At 51.5% G+C, this 16,573-nt stretch carries 11 protein-coding genes; 7 read left to right on the top strand and 4 right to left on the bottom strand.

Annotation, left to right across the window (positions count from 1 at the left end):
- Positions 1-89: 89 nt before the first annotated feature.
- Positions 90-1,952, top strand: coding sequence for a putative bifunctional diguanylate cyclase/phosphodiesterase (locus IEX02_RS01875; protein WP_188689478.1), 1,863 nt, complete (start codon positions 90-92; stop codon positions 1,950-1,952).
- Positions 1,953-2,176: 224 nt separating this feature from the next.
- On the opposite strand, the gene IEX02_RS01870 is transcribed toward IEX02_RS01875, so the two are convergent.
- Positions 2,177-4,993, bottom strand: a complete 2,817-nt coding sequence (locus IEX02_RS01870) for a TonB-dependent receptor plug domain-containing protein (protein WP_188689476.1) — start codon at positions 4,991-4,993, stop codon at positions 2,177-2,179.
- Between the two features lie 404 nt (positions 4,994-5,397).
- Here IEX02_RS01870 and IEX02_RS01865 point away from each other — a divergent pair, with 404 nt between their 5' ends.
- From IEX02_RS01865 to IEX02_RS01840, 6 genes are all read left to right on the top strand, one after another.
- On the top strand, positions 5,398-7,722 hold the full coding sequence (locus tag IEX02_RS01865; RefSeq protein ID WP_188689474.1) for a TonB-dependent receptor domain-containing protein: 2,325 nt from the start codon (positions 5,398-5,400) through the stop codon (positions 7,720-7,722).
- Between the two features lie 155 nt (positions 7,723-7,877).
- The gene (locus tag IEX02_RS01860) at positions 7,878-9,158 is read left to right on the top strand and encodes an MFS transporter (RefSeq protein WP_188689472.1); all 1,281 of its coding nucleotides are present in this window, start codon (positions 7,878-7,880) and stop codon (positions 9,156-9,158) included.
- A gap of 329 nt (positions 9,159-9,487) precedes the next feature.
- Positions 9,488-10,105, top strand: a complete 618-nt coding sequence (locus IEX02_RS01855; RefSeq protein ID WP_188689470.1) for a PepSY-associated TM helix domain-containing protein — start codon at positions 9,488-9,490, stop codon at positions 10,103-10,105.
- A 2-nt stretch (positions 10,106-10,107) separates the two neighbouring features.
- Entirely contained in the window at positions 10,108-10,599 is a 492-nt protein-coding gene (locus IEX02_RS01850) for a DUF2271 domain-containing protein (protein WP_188689467.1), read from the top strand.
- A 14-nt stretch (positions 10,600-10,613) separates the two neighbouring features.
- Positions 10,614-11,465 (top strand): DUF4198 domain-containing protein, encoded by an 852-nt coding sequence (locus IEX02_RS01845; RefSeq protein ID WP_229701987.1) that lies wholly within the window; start codon positions 10,614-10,616, stop codon positions 11,463-11,465.
- A 293-nt stretch (positions 11,466-11,758) separates the two neighbouring features.
- Positions 11,759-12,700 carry a DUF4382 domain-containing protein gene (locus IEX02_RS01840; RefSeq protein ID WP_188689464.1) on the top strand — a complete coding sequence of 314 codons (942 nt, stop codon included), beginning with the start codon at positions 11,759-11,761 and terminating at the stop codon, positions 12,698-12,700.
- Positions 12,701-13,310: 610 nt separating this feature from the next.
- Here IEX02_RS01840 and IEX02_RS01835 read toward each other — a convergent pair.
- The 3 genes from IEX02_RS01835 to IEX02_RS01825 are packed head-to-tail and all read right to left on the bottom strand — an operon-like array spanning position 13,311 to position 16,550.
- A complete protein-coding gene (locus IEX02_RS01835; protein WP_188689461.1) occupies positions 13,311-14,156 on the bottom strand; it encodes an NAD(P)H-binding protein in 846 nt (281 codons plus the stop codon).
- A 28-nt stretch (positions 14,157-14,184) separates the two neighbouring features.
- Complete coding sequence (gene cydB / locus IEX02_RS01830; RefSeq protein WP_188689459.1) at positions 14,185-15,183, bottom strand: cytochrome d ubiquinol oxidase subunit II; 999 nt, start codon at positions 15,181-15,183, stop codon at positions 14,185-14,187.
- Positions 15,183-16,550, bottom strand: a complete 1,368-nt coding sequence (locus IEX02_RS01825) for a cytochrome ubiquinol oxidase subunit I (protein ID WP_188689457.1) — start codon at positions 16,548-16,550, stop codon at positions 15,183-15,185. The genes cydB and IEX02_RS01825 overlap by 1 nt, the downstream gene beginning before the upstream one ends.
- Between the last annotated feature and the right edge of the window lie 23 nt (positions 16,551-16,573).

Here is a 16,573-nt window from a genome sequence, read left to right as displayed (position 1 = left end):
GTTCAAATTGTTTGCATAATCAACAGTCTGCGTATGTTGAACCGGCAATATTGCTGGTGGCGGGAGCAGATGGAAAATAAAAATAAAATATGCAGCCAACTCACACCTTCAGGCTGAAAAGACTTAGGGAATTGCTGTTTCTGATCCAGCTTTGCCTGGCCGTTGTATTTATACACTGGACCTGGGTAGGCGAGTGGTTTGTTACCGGCTATGTACCAGTGGTCTCTGCGCTTTTGTATGCCAGCTATCGTATTGCCGCTGCCGGTCGGATAGAGCTGGGGATCGCACTATTTCTGGGCCTGGTTAATTTCAGTGCCTTGCTGTTTATGTGGGTGTTTTTTGGCCTGCGAGATGAAGTGGTGATGCTGTTACCGGCGGTGATGTTTTTTGCTGCCATGTTAAGTGGCATCCGTCTGATGCTGTGGAGCCTGGTGATTAACGCGGTTAATTTGCTGTTACTGGGAGCTGCTGGTCATTGGGGACTCTGGCAGCATGAGATTCCGCAGCAGGATTTACACAGTGCCTTTTTGATGTTGCTGCTGCTGGCGATGACGGCCTACGGTATCTGGGCGGTGGTTTCACAACTGCGCACCACAGTGGATGAGCTAAAACTGGAAAATGCTCGCTATCGTGATTCGCAGATTCAAGTGGCGCAGCTTATTCATCATGACCCGCTCACCGGCTTATCAAATCGCCTGAAAGCTCGCGAGATGTTTGAAGAGGCCGTGCTGGCCGCCAGGTCGAATCAAACCATGGTGGCGCTGACCTTTCTGGACCTGGATAACTTTAAATCCATCAATGATTCGCTGGGACACAGGCTAGGTGATCGCTACCTGCAGCAAGTGGCCGCCACGTTAAAGTCCACCCTGCGCGAGTCTGACAAACTGTGTCGCTTTGGCGGAGACGAGTTTGTCATCATCAGCACCAACCTCACGCATAGTAAGCAGGTCGATGCCCTGGCCATGCGCATTTTACAGTGCAGTGCTAAACCTCTGGAAATTGATGATCATGAGCTGACCCTAACCTGTTCTATGGGCATTTCCTTGGTGCCTCAGGATGGCTCCGATTTCGACAATATTTGTCAGCAAGCTGATCTGGCGATGTATCAGGCCAAAGAAAGCGGTCGCAACCAGTATCGATACTTCCAGGCGGATATGAGTGAGCAGTTGTCGCAGCAGCTTGGACTGGAACGCGGTTTACGCAACGCCATCGAGCTGCAGCAGTTGTCAATTCATTATCAGCCTAAGGTTTGTCTGCATAGCGGCCAGATTGAGTCAGTGGAAGCATTGTTACGCTGGGAACATCCGCAAATAGGTCGTATCAGCCCAGAGGTCTTTATTCCGCTGGCCGAACGCTGCGGACAGATTGGTGCGCTGGGGGATTGGGTCCTGGAAAATGCCATTCGTCAGTGTGTAGAGTGGCATAAGGCCGGTTTGCCTGAACTGTCTGTTGCGGTCAATGTGTCACCTATGCAGTTGCTGAGCGGCCGCTTCGCCAGAACCCTTGAGGAGCTGCTGGATAAATATGGTCTGGAAGGGCGCTTTTTGTTGTTGGAATTAACGGAGTCGACCTTCCTGGAAGCCAAAACCGAATTACAGCAATGCTTATCAGCTGTTCAGGGGCTGGGAGTGAATCTGGCCATTGACGATTTTGGTACCGGCTATTCTAACCTGGCTTACCTGAAAAAATTCCGTGTAGCCCAGCTTAAGATTGACCGCTCCTTTGTGACTAACCTGCTGGACAGCGTCGAGAATCAGGCCATTGTGACCGCGATTGTGACTATGTCCCGCAGTCTGGGGTTAACCACCATTGCCGAAGGTATCGAAGATAAACCCACTGCTGATTTTCTTACCCGGCTGGGCTGCGACAAAGGGCAGGGCTATCACTGGTCGGTGCCTTTAGAGGCGGCACAAATGCCTGAGTTGCTGCAACATATGCGCACGGCTTGCTAATGAAAAAAGCCGCCCGATGGGCGGCTTTGCGGATAACAGCAGACACTGCTGCGCCCAGATAGTATTCATATTCCACTTCCATAAAGAAGGCCCTGTGAAAGGGCGGCGTTGTTACCTCAGGCGGCAGTAAGCGCTGGCTGCTCTTCCAAGCTATCAATACCAATCTCAGTTGCGGGGCTGTAGATACCCATAAAAAAGGCCACCTGATGGTGGCCTTTGCGGTGTTACAGAGACACTTTTAAGCGCAGATAGTATTCACGTCCCATAAAGAAGGAAGAGTGAATAGGATCGGCGTTGTTACCGTTGCCGGTAGCAAATGGCGGCTCTTCATCAAAGATATTGGTAATACCAAAGCTCAGTTGTGAGTTATACGTATCCAGGTGATAGGTCACCTGCGCGTTGTGCATCACAGAGCTGCCAATTTTGTGAGTGAAACCATCCAGCGTACCGCCTTGGGATTGTGGTACTTCCAGCATGGAATCGGTGTAGTAGATATTCCAGGTGGCGCTGATATCGTCCATGACCCAGTTCAGGGTACCGTTGATACGATGTTCTGGAATAGCATGCTGACCGTTCATACGTTGGCCGGCCTTGTCGCGGGTAGGAACACCAGGCTCAATGATTTCGTGCAGGTCCACATAAGACCAGTTTAGCTGTGTCTTAAAGTCACCAATAGCAGTGCTGCCGATATCATAGGCAAATTCTGCGTCCATACCACGGCGGTTAATACCACCCAGGTTTTCGCTGTATACGTCTACACCGGTAATCACGCCGGCAAATTCGCCGCTCTCTACACGGTGCACGGAATCACAGTACAGACCGTTATCCATACATTCACGCAGCTTGGTCACCGCGCTTATGGTACCGACCGCATTATCCAGTTGAATATCGTAGAAGTCGAAGGTCATGGACGCTCTGTCCAGCCAGCTTGGCTGGTAGATAATGCCCAGGGTTTTGATCTTGGCTGTTTCCGGTTGAAGATCTGGGTTACCACCTACATTGGTACGAATCTGGCCAATGGTTTCAGTGTAAGAACCGTCTGCAGGCACGCCGGTGCTGATACAGTTCTGGTTGGGGTTGGCAATGGCGCAAGGGTCATCGCCATTTTCAAACGCTGGTAGCTGACCTTTAAACAGCTCAACCACGTTAGGAGCGCGGAAGGCTTCAGACCAGGTACCACGGATACTGAATTGATCATTCAAAGACCAGAACAAGCCAACCTTAGAATTGGTGGTAGAGCCGAAGGTGTCATAGTCTGAGTAACGAGTGGCGAGGTTCAGTTCCAGTGATTCAGCTAATGGCGCATCAGCCAGTAGTGGCACCACGGCTTCCAGGTAGGCTTCGTTTACTGTGTAGCCACCACCGGTAGGACGACCCAAGCCATCGGTAACCAGAATATTGATAGACACCGCATCTGTTTGGTTCAGGGCTTCGATTTCCTGTCTTTCCAAGCCGAACGACAGTCCCAATTCACCAGCAGGCAGCTCGTAAGCAATGCCGGCAATGTTGGCACTCATGACCTTAACTTCGTTAAAGCCATGCTGAATACCAGGCCAGTCACCGGACAGGTAATCCAGCATCTCTGGGGTGATCTCAGAGTCAGTACCTGGCTGGCCGAAGATGTTCAGCGGTACACAGCCTTCGATTAGGTCAGCCGCCGTGGCACCACAGCGCAATACACCCTGGTCATCAAAGTGTGTTGGGCCTACGGCATTTTTTGCTGCTGGCCAGTTGAAGATACCGGTTTTCAGACGTTTGTTATCATTGCGACCGTAGTTATAGGCCAGTTCCCAGTTCCAGAAGGCATTGAATTCGCCGGACAGGGCCATGGCAATACGGTACTGACTATTCTCTACGCTATTGATGCGGCCGTTGGTTTCCACCATGCGGCGGCTCCAGTCATTGATGGCGAAAGGATTGCCGTTTTCATCCTTGGGACCGTACATTTTGTTGTAGTAGTTGTCGGGAGAATAGGTGAAGTCCAGATAGCCACCCCATACCGGTACCAGCGGCTGAGGTGCGCCGTTGGTGGTGGACTTACGGTGTGAATAAAGGGCTTCGAAGTTAAAGGTTACCGCATCGGAGAAAGCGGTATCACCCAGGTCATATTCACCAAAGGCACTCATGCTGTAACGTTCAAAAGGCGTTTGCAGCAGGGTGGGCTCCTGATAGTTATAGAGATCGTTGTTGGGAAGCGATTTATCCAACACAGAAGGACGCCACTCACCAAATTCCGGGCCGCGAGTGACATAGATATCATTTCCGTCGGCATCTTTGACTTTCAGGTTGCTCCAAGGCATGGCTGAACTACCACCTTGCCCCAGGCTGCCGTCGGCATTTAAAGTCCAGTCATAACGGCTGAAATCACGGGCGCCAGCATAGACTTCCTGCTTTTCATCATAACTGGCGCTGACCATAAAGCGGCCCTTGTCGCCCACGATACCTGTTACTAATTCCAGTGACAGGGTATCGGCATCTCCTTCATGGGACTGACCAACTTCAGCGGTGACTTCAAACAAATCATCAGCCTGGCGGGTAATAATGTTCACTACACCAGCGATAGCATCTGAGCCATAGACGGAAGAGGCCCCATCCAGCAGGATTTCTACACGATCAATAATTGCGGTGGGGATAGCACTTAAGTCAACAGCGGCGTCTGCACCGTTGCCGCCATTGGGCAGGCGACGACCATTTAACAACACCAAGGTACGTTGAGAGCCCAGGCCGCGCAGGTCAAAGTTGGTCACCCCAGAGGTGTTGCCGTTGTCGCTGGGGTTGGGGGCGCTGGCAGATACTGTCAGGCTTTGCAGCAGGTCGCCGACGTTGCTGTAACCGGTATTTTCCAGATCCTGACGGCTGATCATGGTAACAGCGCCTGGCTTGCTCAAATTAGCGCGGGGAATACGCGAGCCGGTGACCAGAATCTTCTCGGCATCCTCACTGGCTTGCTGTTCCTGAGCCTGAGCATATGTCACTGGCAGTGAGGTAGCCAGTGTCGTGAACGCTATGGACAGCGCAGAAAGTCTGAAATTCTTTGTCATGATGTTGTTCCTCTGTGTCTTGCTTGTTTCATGGAACGTTCCATTTTTTATTGTGTAATGAAGTTCCATATCTATGTCGCTTTTGGCCCTTTGCTCTGCTGGACCAACAAGAGGCTCCACCAACACCTGCTATTTTCCTGATATTGCCCAAATGTAGGCAACAGGGACAGCAAGGTGGAGTGTTGTTAACGACTTGTGTATCAATAACACACAATGGAACGTTCCAACAACTATTTTAAGATGATTTGCTTAAGTTTTAAGCGTCATATGCCTTATGTAGTCAGCAAGGTGTCGCAGCATGACTTGAAATTAGTAATTGCCAACATTAATGCGAGTCGTTATCATTTTCATTGTTGGCGGTGTGTGAAATTTACCGCCCGGTATTTTTCTGTATGGAGTGTTTCATGTCACAGTTTTCTCTGCATGCGTTGTCTGCTGCCGTCGCTTTAGGCTTATCTTTTCCTGTTATTGCCGATTCGGCGTCCTCTAATGATGTAGAAACCATAGTGGTAACCGCGTCGGGCTTTGAGCAAAAGCTGGTGGATGCGCCGGCTAGCGTATCGGTGGTGAATCGTATTGAATTGCAGAGTAAACCTTTTACCAGTCTGGCGGATGCGTTACGTGACATTGAAGGCATTGATGTGGGTAGCGGCCAGGACAAAAACGGCAACATCAGTATTACTATGCGCGGCTTGCCGTCTGATTACACCTTGGTACTGATCAACGGCCGTCGACAGTCAGACATTGGTGATATAGGCCCGAATAACTTCGGCAATAGCCAGTTTATGTATATGCCACCGCTGGAAGCCATTGAACGTATTGAAGTGGTGCGTGGGCCCATGTCCACCTTGTACGGTGCGGATGCCATTGGTGGTGTGATTAATATTATCACCCGTAAGCAGATGGACGAAACGGTAGGCAGTTTGACTCTGGGTTCAACCTTTCAGCAGGATGACCAGTATGGTGACGATCAAAAGGCTGACTTTTATCTGACCGGTCCCAGTGGTATCGATAATCTGGTTTATGCGCTGCGTGCCAGCATTTATGACCGGGAGCAGAGTGAACCCACCTATGCCGATAGTTTACCGCTTCCCGGTGGTGGTACCTGGACAGACGAAGGCAGTTTTGGCGATAAGAAAATTGTTGCGGCTAAAAACTGGAATGCCGGGTTTAGCCTGAACTATGCCTTGGGTGACACCCAGGAGTTGGCGTTTGACTATGATATTGCCAAACAGCGCTATGACAACACGGAAGGGCAAACGGGCACGCTGGACAGTCCTGTCAGCTTATGGCGCAGCCGTGGCGGTGTGATTCAGCCAAGGGTAGGTTATACCCCTTATCAGCGGGTGGAGCGCGAGCAATTTGTGTTGTCCCATATTGGTCATTGGGAGCTGGGCACACTGACCAGCAGTATCACCCACAGCCGCAGCGAAAACTTTGGTCGCTCATTACCGCTAACGGTGCAGGAGCGTAGTGATCTGCAAGCTATCTGGGATCAGGCTGTTATTGAGCAGGACACCAATAGTCCGGTACTGACCGACAGCTTATACAGTCAATTGGAACAACAGTTTTTACCCCGGCCAATCCGTAATCTGAAAATTGATAACCTGATTCTGGACACCAAGTTCGAATCCCAATGGCAGAACCATTACTTTGTTGTTGGTGGCCAATACTTCAATGCGGAAATGGAAGACGGTGTGTTTGGTATGTACGGCGACGGATTTCGTGACGGTACCAGCCAGAAACACCGGCAGTGGGCAGTATTTGCCGAGGACAGTTGGGATCTGAATGACTCGTTCACCGCGGTATTCGGTGGGCGCTACGATGACCACAATATTTTCGGTGGACAGTTCAGCCCCCGTGCTTATCTGAACTTCAGTGCTAATGAAGATTGGACCATCAAAGGCGGAATCAGCACAGGGTATAAAACCCCCAAGCCAAATCAGTTGTTCCCCGGTATTGTCGGCTTTGGTGGGCAGGGGGTGCATCCCTTTGTTGGTACACCGGATCTGCAGCCTGAAACCAGTGTAAACTATGAAGTGGCTGCGTATTTCCATGGTAATGAATGGATAAGCGGTAATATCACCCTGTTCTACAACGACTTTAAAGACAAGATTATTAATCAGGATAACTTGCCCAACTGTGAAGTGGCGGCAAGCGGGCAGGCTTGTGTTGAGATTGGTCCCGGCTGGGCTGATCTTGGCTATAGCAGCTTTAGACAGGCGGACAACGTGGATAAAGCGGAAACCCGCGGTGTGGAACTGGCGAGCAAGGTACGGTTCACCGACAGCCTGAGTCTGAATGCTAATTACACCTACACCGACAGCGAAGTAAAAAGCGGCCGCGATGCCGGGCTACCGCTGGTCAGCACGCCTAAGAATATGCTCAATGCTACGTTGAACTGGCAGGTACTGGATGATTTGAATGTGTCGCTGGTTGGGGAAGTGCGCAGTAAACGTTTCCGCGGTACCGCCGATGTGCAGGGGCCACAGGGGCCGCAAACGGTGGAGCTGTATTACAAATCCTATGAATTATTGCATCTGGCGGCCCGCTATCAGGTTAATGATAATCTGGCCATTCATGGTCGCATCAACAACCTGTTAGACGAAAACCTTTCTACTCGCAGTTGTTTATTGTCGGCAGATGAGCTGGGCTATGAATGCGCATCTGACTATAACACCACTGAAAAGGCGCGCAGCTTCTGGGTATCAGCTAACTATCTATTCTAGACGTATCAATACGTTGTTCTCTGTGCACTTATTATCCCCGCCTGGCGGGGATTTTTTTAAGTAAATCACCTTGTAGGCAAAATTTCATTGTCATTTCTGGCTAATTGTTGCTATCCAATAGCCATAGCTTTATCTCATGGTAACCAGACTTAGCCATGCCCAGAGCCACTCTCACTGCACTTGCTTCGCCCTTGCTGAGTTTATTGGTGTATTCCGTCGGCCATGGCTTGCTGACAACTTTGCTGACCTTGAGAATGACGGCGGAAGATGTCTCGCCCACTCTGATTGGTATGATTTCCACGGCATACTTTGCTGGTTTGATGCTGGGGTCTTTTATCAACAGTAAGGTTATTCTGCGGGTAGGGCATATTCGCGCTTATGCGGCCTATGCCTCGATATTGTGCAGTCTGGCGTTGCTGTTTGGGATCTTTGTGGCTCCAGAGTCCTGGTTGTTGCTTCGCTTGCTTGGCGGTTTTGCCACCGGTGGTCTGCTGGTGGTGATTGAATCCTGGATTATAGTCAGCAGTCCAGTGGCACATCGCGGGCGTATCATGGCACTTTATATGGTGCTGTTTTATGCCGCGATGATCCTGGGACAAATGGCCTTAAAACAGCTGGATATTATGGCCTTGCTGCCCTTTGTGGTAGCGGCGTTGGCTTGCTCCTTGTCGGTGCTACCCCTGGTACTTTCCAAGGTCAATGTGCAGCATCTTGAGCGTCACGAAAAACTGCCCCTTTGGAGTCTGATGACGCTGACACCCACCGCCGTATTCAGTTGCTTTATTTCTGGCCTGATTCTGAGCGTGGCCTACGGTTTACTGCCATTTTTCTATGCCAGGATTGGACTGCAGATAGCGGATATCGCCGATATGATGGCCTATCTGATCTTGGGCGGAATGTGTCTGCAGTATCCGCTGGGAAGGTTGTCAGATCGCTTTGACCGGCGCCTGGTATTGGTCTTTTTGTTCAGCGCTATCTTGCTGGTGGGATTGGCATTTGTGCTACTGCATCCAAATGCAAACAGCGCACAGGCGGCCATTATGACCTTGATGCTCGGTGGGGTTATATTTGCCGTCTATCCTATCAGTTTAAGTCAGGCCTGTGATGAACTGAACCCATCCCAGGTGGTGGCGGCCAACCAGGGCTTGCTGTTGTGTTACAGTGTGGGTGCCATGAGCGGTCCACTGCTGGCTCCCTTGTTTATTCATCATATTGGTCCCTATGGCATTTTTGTTTACTTTTCCTGTATGTCGGCGGTTTGTCTGGTGTTTTTGATTTGGCGGCGACTGGTTCGCGCCCCTGTGCCGCTGCAAGAGCATGTGGCCTTCTCTGCCAGTCTGCCCAATACCCCGCTACTGGCGGAACTGGATCCGCGCGCTGATACGCCGCCACAAATGGAGGATGATCCCGCTCTGGACTACTACGACAGACGCTAGCAGGCCGGGTTAATTTGCGGTTTCTCCTACCCGCAGCCCTTGGCCATAACGGCAGACCAGGCAATCAACTAACTGTGAGGCTGAATTTAGCCGTTTCTGGCCAGGCCTTGAACGTTATTATCTGACAACCACTGTCGCTTTCTGCGTTGTGCTTATCTGTTACAAACTGGCGCAACCTTATCTACACAAGCTAAAAAGCCGGTCTGCTATAAGGTGAGCAATTTCATTTCTCATATGCAACTGCAAATAAGAATGGTTTGCATAAATCATTGCAAATGGTAAAGTTGCCTCAGTGACCCTCGAGGGGGTGTTAGTTGAGAAGTTTTACTATGTCCCGAGGCGCGCTTCGTTCCTTTTACAGCAGTAGCCGCTGGCTACATATCTATCTGTCCACCGCACTTTTTGCTCTGCTGGTGTTTTTCTGTATCAGTGGGGTCGTGCTCAATCATATCAGTTGGCTGGATGATACCGGTGAGGCAGGGGAGCAGACCGTTGCTATTCCTGAGCCTTGGGTGGGGCTGGCCTCGTCTCCTGAGCAGCTTATTGCCCAAGTGGGGGGATACCTGCGACAGCAACATAACCTGAGCGCACCACGCGCTGTGGATTGGTCTGGTGAGGATCAGGAGCTGGTACTGGACTACGCGCTCCCCGCCGGCTATGCCCTGGTTACTGTCGATCTGCAGGGCCAGGAATTGTTGCTTGAATATCACAAGGGGAATTGGCTGTCGGTATGGGGAGACCTGCACAAAGGGCGACATAGTGGCCAGGCCTGGTCCTGGGTTATCGATATCTCAGCTGGACTGATGTTGCTGTTTGCCCTGACCGGTATGGTGATCTTGCTGCAAAACCGCACTAAACGCCGCTCCGGCCTGATTGCTGCCGCGCTGGGCACGGCAACCCCTGTACTGATTTACTGTCTGTTTGTACCAACACTGATGGGAGTTTAAGGATGAAATTGTCTGCTTTGGTGCTTGCCACCACGCTCGCCAGCGCGGTGACCCACGCCGCGCAATTAGAAATTACATTGAATCAGCCTGCGCTGGATGTTCAGCCTTACCATCGTCCTTACATTGCGGTATGGGTTGAGGATAGTGAACGTAATGCGGTTGCCACTATCGCGCTTTGGAAGCAATTGGAAGAGGGCGACAAGTGGCTTAAAGACCTTCGTCAGTATTGGCGCAAGATTGGACGTAATGCCGGTAGCGAGGTGGATGCGGTAACCGGCGCCACACGTCGACCTGGTGACCATCTGTTGCAATGGGACGGCACTGACAGTCAGGGTAAGCCGTTACCTGCCGGTGAATACCTGCTGAATATCGAGGCCTCACGCGAAGAGGGCGGCAGAGACTATCACAGGGTAGCCTTTAAGCTCGGTCAGCAGGGACAAATGAACTTACCGGCCAAAGTTGAGCTTGGCCCTATTCAAATCAGCATTAAATAAGAAGGAATAGCCAAATGCGTATAAAACCTATCGCGCTGTGGATAAAGGCGGCCGGCCTGGCTGGCCTGATGTTAAGTAGTCAGGCGGCGCAGGCTCATGCCCGCTGGTTGGTGCCCAGCCATACCAACCTGTCTGGCCAGGAAGCCCATGGTATTGCCTTGGACCTTAGTATCTCTAACGATATTTTCCATGCCGACCGTAGTTATGGTGGCTCCGAGGATAAAAGTCGAAATGGACGTGCCAAACCGCAACTGATCGCCGTGGCTCCGGATGGCAGCCGCAGTGCACCCATTGCTTATTTTGATGTGCTGCGTAAAAGTACTGCGGGTGTCACCTTGGCGCAGTCCGGTACATACCGTATCGGTTTGGAGCAACCGGCCACTGTGTTTACCTTTTATAAAGATGCCAAAGGTGAGCGAGGCCGGGTGTTTGGTGGTAAAGACAGTAAAGACATACCCGCGGGGGCGACAGAGTTGTCCACCACCCGTATGCAGGCCAGAGTGGAAACCTTTGTCAGTCGCAACCAGACCACTGCGTTGCAGCCAACGGGTAAGGGCCTGGAGTTGGGAAGCGGCACGCACCCTAACGACCTGTTTACCGGTGAAACTATTCGTTGGCAGTTGCTGCAGGACGGTAAACCTGTAGCTGAAGGCACAGAAGTGACTTTAATGCGCGGTGCCACCCGTTATCGCAACGAGCGCGGGGATATCCAACTGAAAACCGATGCTAAGGGATTCATCGAAGTATCTCTGGCGCATGCGGGAATGTATTTACTGGAAGCCGGGGTTAATCGTGCCTCTGACACACAGGGGATTGATAACGAGCGCGCTTCTCTGTTTCTCACCTTTGAAGTGGTGCCTGCCTGATATTTCAACAGATCGGTGCATACCGATCTGTTCTGTTCCTATATCCTAATTAGTTGATTACTAAGCATTAAATAGGGTGTCTCTTTTTGGGGACATCCTTCAAGTCCGACTGCTACAGGGGGGCTGTAGCAAACTCATTACCTGGCCAGATGACTGTCGTAAATTTGAGACGGTTATGGGGGCGGGTGCATAAGTATCATCAATTAACCATATGTTTTTAATAGGGAATATATAATTGGTTCGGTTCTTGATTAGCCATCAGTTGAGTAGTAACCAATATATAGGAGCACCCTATGAAACCCTTATTAGCTGTTTTTCCTCTCGCCTTGGTGTTAAGTGCCTGTGGCGGCTCCAGCAGCGATGATACACCAACACCTCCTCCGCCAGCCCCCACCTCTACCACCTTCTCATTGGCGGTTTCCGATGCCCCGGTTGACGAAGCGCAAGCCGTGGTGGTGTATTTTGATGAGGTAGAGTTAATTAGTAGCGAAGGCAATCAGCGCTTTTCGGTGGCGGATGCCAGTGGTAACCCCAGACGTGTAGACCTGCTCACGGTTCAGGGTAGTGATTTTGAGTCTATTGTGACTGCCGAGGAAATCCCCCTTGGCACTTACACTCAACTCAGAGTATCAGTAACGGATGCCTCCTATATTGAAATGGACGGCGGCACCTTCCCGTTAAAAGTCCCCAGCGGCGAACTTAAGCTGGATGGCTTTACTGCCCTGCCCAATGTACAGGCTGCCTATACCCTGGAGTTTGACTTGCGTAAATCTCTGGTTGATCCCGTTGGCCAGCAAGTGATTTTTCTGAAGCCGCGCGGCGTGCGTCTGGTGGCAAACAATGAAGTCGGCGTATTGGAAGGCACCATTGCCCAAAGCCTGATTGAGGATCCCGCCTGCGCTAACAAAATAGACCCACTGGTGGGTAATGCCGTTTACCTGTACCCAGGCCAAAACCATGAGTTTGCGAATTTAGGTGATGATGCCGACAACCCGGCTGATGCCAATGAAGTATCGCCTTACAGCATGGCAACGGTTAGCTTCGATGAAGCAACAGGAACCTACGGCTACCAGGTGGGTTATGTGGCGGCTGGCGACTATACCTTGGCCTTTACCTGCCGTGCAGACCTGGATATGCCTGAGACTGATGAAGGGCTGGACGACGGATTTGTATTGATGCAGGCCAAGGAAGCGGTGGTGTCTGCGGGGCAAACAACAGTGTTGGATTTCCCCTAAGCACTAGTGCACACAGGGCTGTCGCCATGTTGTTTGATAAGTAAACAATAAGGGTGTCGGGAATTGGCAACAACCATTCCCCGGTATTCTTATCGTTAAACTCCTAACTTATTGAATAATATGAAAAATAAAAGTTGGCCCGCATCTTGATATGTATTTAGTAACTCGGTAACCGGGGCCACTCCTCTGGTTTACCGAGCTCCAAACGGGCCGGCATTCGCCCTTAAGAGTGCCATTCCCTGAAGGTGTTTTGGCCGTACCACTTTGGTACGGTCTTTTTTTATGTTCAGGATGAACGGGCAGATAAATTGCTCCTGCATTTTCTGCACTTCCACCATCCATGGTGGTCGTATTCCGTGGATTCATGGATGAATAGGAACGGCGATGTTCAGGATGAACGGGCAGATAAATTATAAGCTACTTCCGTATAGCTTACCTGCGCTGCAGGCCAGCTAAAGCTGTTCCATAGCGTTTCATACGCTACGGTGCTCCTGCATTTTCTGCACTTCCACGTTCCTTGGCGGTCGGCAGAAAAACTGCTCCTGCATTTTCTGCACTTCCACCATCCATGGCGGTCGTATGCCGTGGATTCATAGATGAACAGGAACGGCTATCTGCCGTAAGGTAAATACCTGGGCTGCCAGCCGAGTTCTGTTTTAGCCTTTTCACTACTTAGCCGCTGTTGCAACCCGTAGCCTTCGGTCCAGGTACCATAGGTGGCAAACCAGTCGCTGATTGGTACAGGTTTTATGGCCTGGTCTGCCAGTTGCCCGGCAAGCGTTACTGCCGGTATCTGTGTCGCGCAGCCAATATATTCCTCGCCATCTTGGCCCCGTTCAAGCACCAGGCGATACAAGCTGGCTAAATCCCGCCGTTCCACAATAGGCCAGCTCAGATTGGCGATATCAGGAATAGCGGGCTGGCCGTGACGTTCAAGCTCCCAATGCAAAATCGGCATGGCAAATTGCTGCGCCTCACTCACCACATTGGCCGGGCTGACCCTGCGCACACCTATATTCGGCTGTGTGGCCAACCACTTGCTGTTATCCAGCATCCATTGAAAGTCAGGAATCGACTGGGGCTGACTTTGCTCGTTGATCTGCCCCGCTTGGCTGCCAAAGGTCCAGCAACCCGTGGTGTAGATAACCAGCAGGGGCGTGGCGCGTTTTACGGCGGCGTTTGCCACCGCCTGCATTAAGCGCAGGTCCACCTCGCCCATATCATCGCCAAATCCACAGGCGGTGTGAACCAGCACATCCACCTCGCTAATTGCGTCAATCCAGTTTTCCGGTGCATTGATGTCGCCCATCAGCGCACTAACCCCTTCGGGTAGTGTGGCCGCACTTTTTGCCGTTCGGCAAAGTGCGCTCAGCGGATACTGATGGGCCAGTAGCTCTGAGACAACGGCTGAGCCGACACTGCCGCTGCCACCTGTGATTAAAACGCGCTTGTCCATACTTAATTCTCCGGCATTGCTACCCGCATCAGTAATAACGCAGTTCGCGCACCTTGCCCCAGAACACCCGATACGACCATGCTGTATAAGCCAGAATACAAGGCACCACAATTAATGCCCCCACTAAGATAAAGCGCAGTGAATTGGGCGCACTGGCGGCCTCAAAAATGGTCATCTGACCGGGCACTATATCCGGGAAAAAGCTAACGGCCAGTCCCTGAAAACAAAACAAAAAGATAAACAGGGCGATCATAAAGGGCACCCAGCAGCCAGCGTCATCTTTGAGGGGCATACGTTTGAGCACCTGATGACAGATAACAAACAAACACAGGCTGACAAAAGGGATAGGCCAGATAAACAGGGCAAAGGGCAGGGTGGTCCAACGCTCCATTACTGCGGCGTTGATCAAGGGATTAACCAGGCACACCGCCAGCACGCCAACAAAACAGATCCAGCCGGTTTTGCGCGCCCAATGAATGGCCTTTTGCTGTAATTCGCCCTCGGTTTTCATTATCAGCCAGCAGGCACCAATAAAGCAGTAGGCGGCAGTGACGCCAAAGCCACTTAGCAAGGCAAACACCTCGGCTTGCAGGCTGTGTTCAAAGCCCATGATATACATGCCCAGCATGTAGCCTTGCATAAAGGACGCCAGCAGAGAACCGAATTTAAAAGCTTTGTCCCAGTTGGCTTTGCGGGTTTGTTTTACCTTGGCACGAAAGTCAAAGGCCACCCCGCGCAGTATCAGGCCAAACAACATAAAAGTGGCCGGTAAATACAGCTCCTTTAACACCAGGCTATGGGCACTGGGAAAGGCTATAAATAGCAGGCCAATGGCCAATACCAGCCAGGTTTCATTGGCGTCCCAGAACGGGCCGATAGAGGCGATCATCTGATCGGCCTTTTGTTCATGCTTAAGGGGCAGCAGTATGCCAACACCCAGATCGTAACCATCCAAAATAGCGTAAACCAGGATGGCCAGTCCCATTAAGCCGACAAAGATATAAGGCAGGTGTGCATCCAAAATCATCAGTGTGCTCCTTGGGCCAGTGGGGCATTGTCTTTATTGTTGGGATGTTCTTCAGGCTGAATCTCTTCAATTTCCACCGCTTTGCGGGCCATTAGCATCAGAGTGCGAATGTAAGCCACCAGTAAAAAGGCATACAGGCTGATATACAGAATAAAGGTCAGCAGCACATTGCCGGAGGCAATATCTGTCACCGCATCGGCGGTGCGTAGCACCCCGCTGACCAGATAAGGCTGACGGCCAATTTCTGTCACGTACCAGCCAGCCAGGGTGGCCAGCCAGCCGGAAAACGTCATGGCCATGGTGGTTTTCAGCATCCAGGGAGAAAGCTTGCCGTGGCGCCAGAGCTGGTAAGTGCCCAGCCAGGCGACCAGCAGCATCAACATGCCGATACCCACCATAATACGAAACCCGTAGAACACTGGTTTTACCGGTGGGTGCTCGCCGATAAATTCGTTCAGGCCACGAATCTCGCCGTCCATTTCATGGGTCAGGATAAGGCTGGCCATATTGGGAATGCCAATGGCGAAATGGTTAGTACGCTGCTCCTCATCCGGAATGGCAAATAAGAGCAGGGGGGCGCCTTGCTCGGTTTCCCATACCCCTTCCATGGCCGCCACTTTTTGCGGCTGGTGCTTAAAGGTGTTTAACCCATGCAGATCCCCCACCAGTATTTGCACCGGCATCAATATGGCGGCAAAAACCAGCGCTGTTTTCAGCGCCAGGCGCGGCGCGCGTTTAGTGTCGCCCCGGTGGATACGATAGGCCGACAAGCCGGCCATCAGGAAACTGGCCGTCAGGCCGGAGGCCAGCAACATATGGGCTAAACGGTAAGGGAAAGACGGGTTAAAAATCACCGCCCACCAATCCAGTACATGGGCAACGCCGTCGCGCATTTCAAAGCCTTGCGGGGTTTGCATCCAGGAATTCAGCGCCAGGATCCAGAATGCGGAGATAGAGGTCCCTACTGCCACCATACAGGTAGCCAGGGTATGTACCCAGTTCGGCACCCGGCCCTGGCCAAATAACATGACGCCAAGAAAGGTGGCCTCCAGGAAAAAGGCCGTCAGTACCTCGTAACCTAGTAATGGCCCGGCGATATTGCCCACCTTCTCCATATACCCCGGCCAGTTAGTGCCGAACTGGAAGGACATGGTGATACCGGACACCACCCCCAGTGCAAAGCTTAGGGCGAAAACCTTCACCCAGAAACGATAGGCGCGCATCCAGACCGGATCGCGGGACAAATCAAAGCGAATTTTGAAATAACACAGCAGCCAGCACAGGGCGATAGTGATAGTAGGGAATAAAATGTGGAAACTGATATTGGCAGCAAATTGCAGCCGGGACAGCAACAGTACGTCTTCCATCCGGGTTCTCCGATTGGGGTTTG

Origin of the sequence: Bowmanella pacifica, assembly GCF_014645355.1 — a bacterium.
Classification (GTDB): Bacteria; Pseudomonadota; Gammaproteobacteria; order Enterobacterales; family Alteromonadaceae; genus Bowmanella; species Bowmanella pacifica.
This window is presented reverse-complemented; position numbering and strand designations above follow the sequence as displayed.

Coding starts and splice junctions, on each gene's coding strand:
- IEX02_RS01835 (WP_188689461.1), bottom strand. CDS start 14,156: ATGGACAAGCGCGTTTTAATCACAGGTGGCAGCGGCAGTGTCGGCTCA.
- IEX02_RS01865 (WP_188689474.1), top strand. CDS start 5,398: ATGTCACAGTTTTCTCTGCATGCGTTGTCTGCTGCCGTCGCTTTAGGC.
- IEX02_RS01850 (WP_188689467.1), top strand. CDS start 10,108: ATGAAATTGTCTGCTTTGGTGCTTGCCACCACGCTCGCCAGCGCGGTG.
- IEX02_RS01840 (WP_188689464.1), top strand. CDS start 11,759: ATGAAACCCTTATTAGCTGTTTTTCCTCTCGCCTTGGTGTTAAGTGCC.
- cydB (WP_188689459.1), bottom strand. CDS start 15,183: ATGATTTTGGATGCACACCTGCCTTATATCTTTGTCGGCTTAATGGGA.
- IEX02_RS01860 (WP_188689472.1), top strand. CDS start 7,878: ATGCCCAGAGCCACTCTCACTGCACTTGCTTCGCCCTTGCTGAGTTTA.
- IEX02_RS01870 (WP_188689476.1), bottom strand. CDS start 4,993: ATGACAAAGAATTTCAGACTTTCTGCGCTGTCCATAGCGTTCACGACA.
- IEX02_RS01855 (WP_188689470.1), top strand. CDS start 9,488: ATGTCCCGAGGCGCGCTTCGTTCCTTTTACAGCAGTAGCCGCTGGCTA.
- IEX02_RS01825 (WP_188689457.1), bottom strand. CDS start 16,550: ATGGAAGACGTACTGTTGCTGTCCCGGCTGCAATTTGCTGCCAATATC.
- IEX02_RS01875 (WP_188689478.1), top strand. CDS start 90: ATGCAGCCAACTCACACCTTCAGGCTGAAAAGACTTAGGGAATTGCTG.
- IEX02_RS01845 (WP_229701987.1), top strand. CDS start 10,614: ATGCGTATAAAACCTATCGCGCTGTGGATAAAGGCGGCCGGCCTGGCT.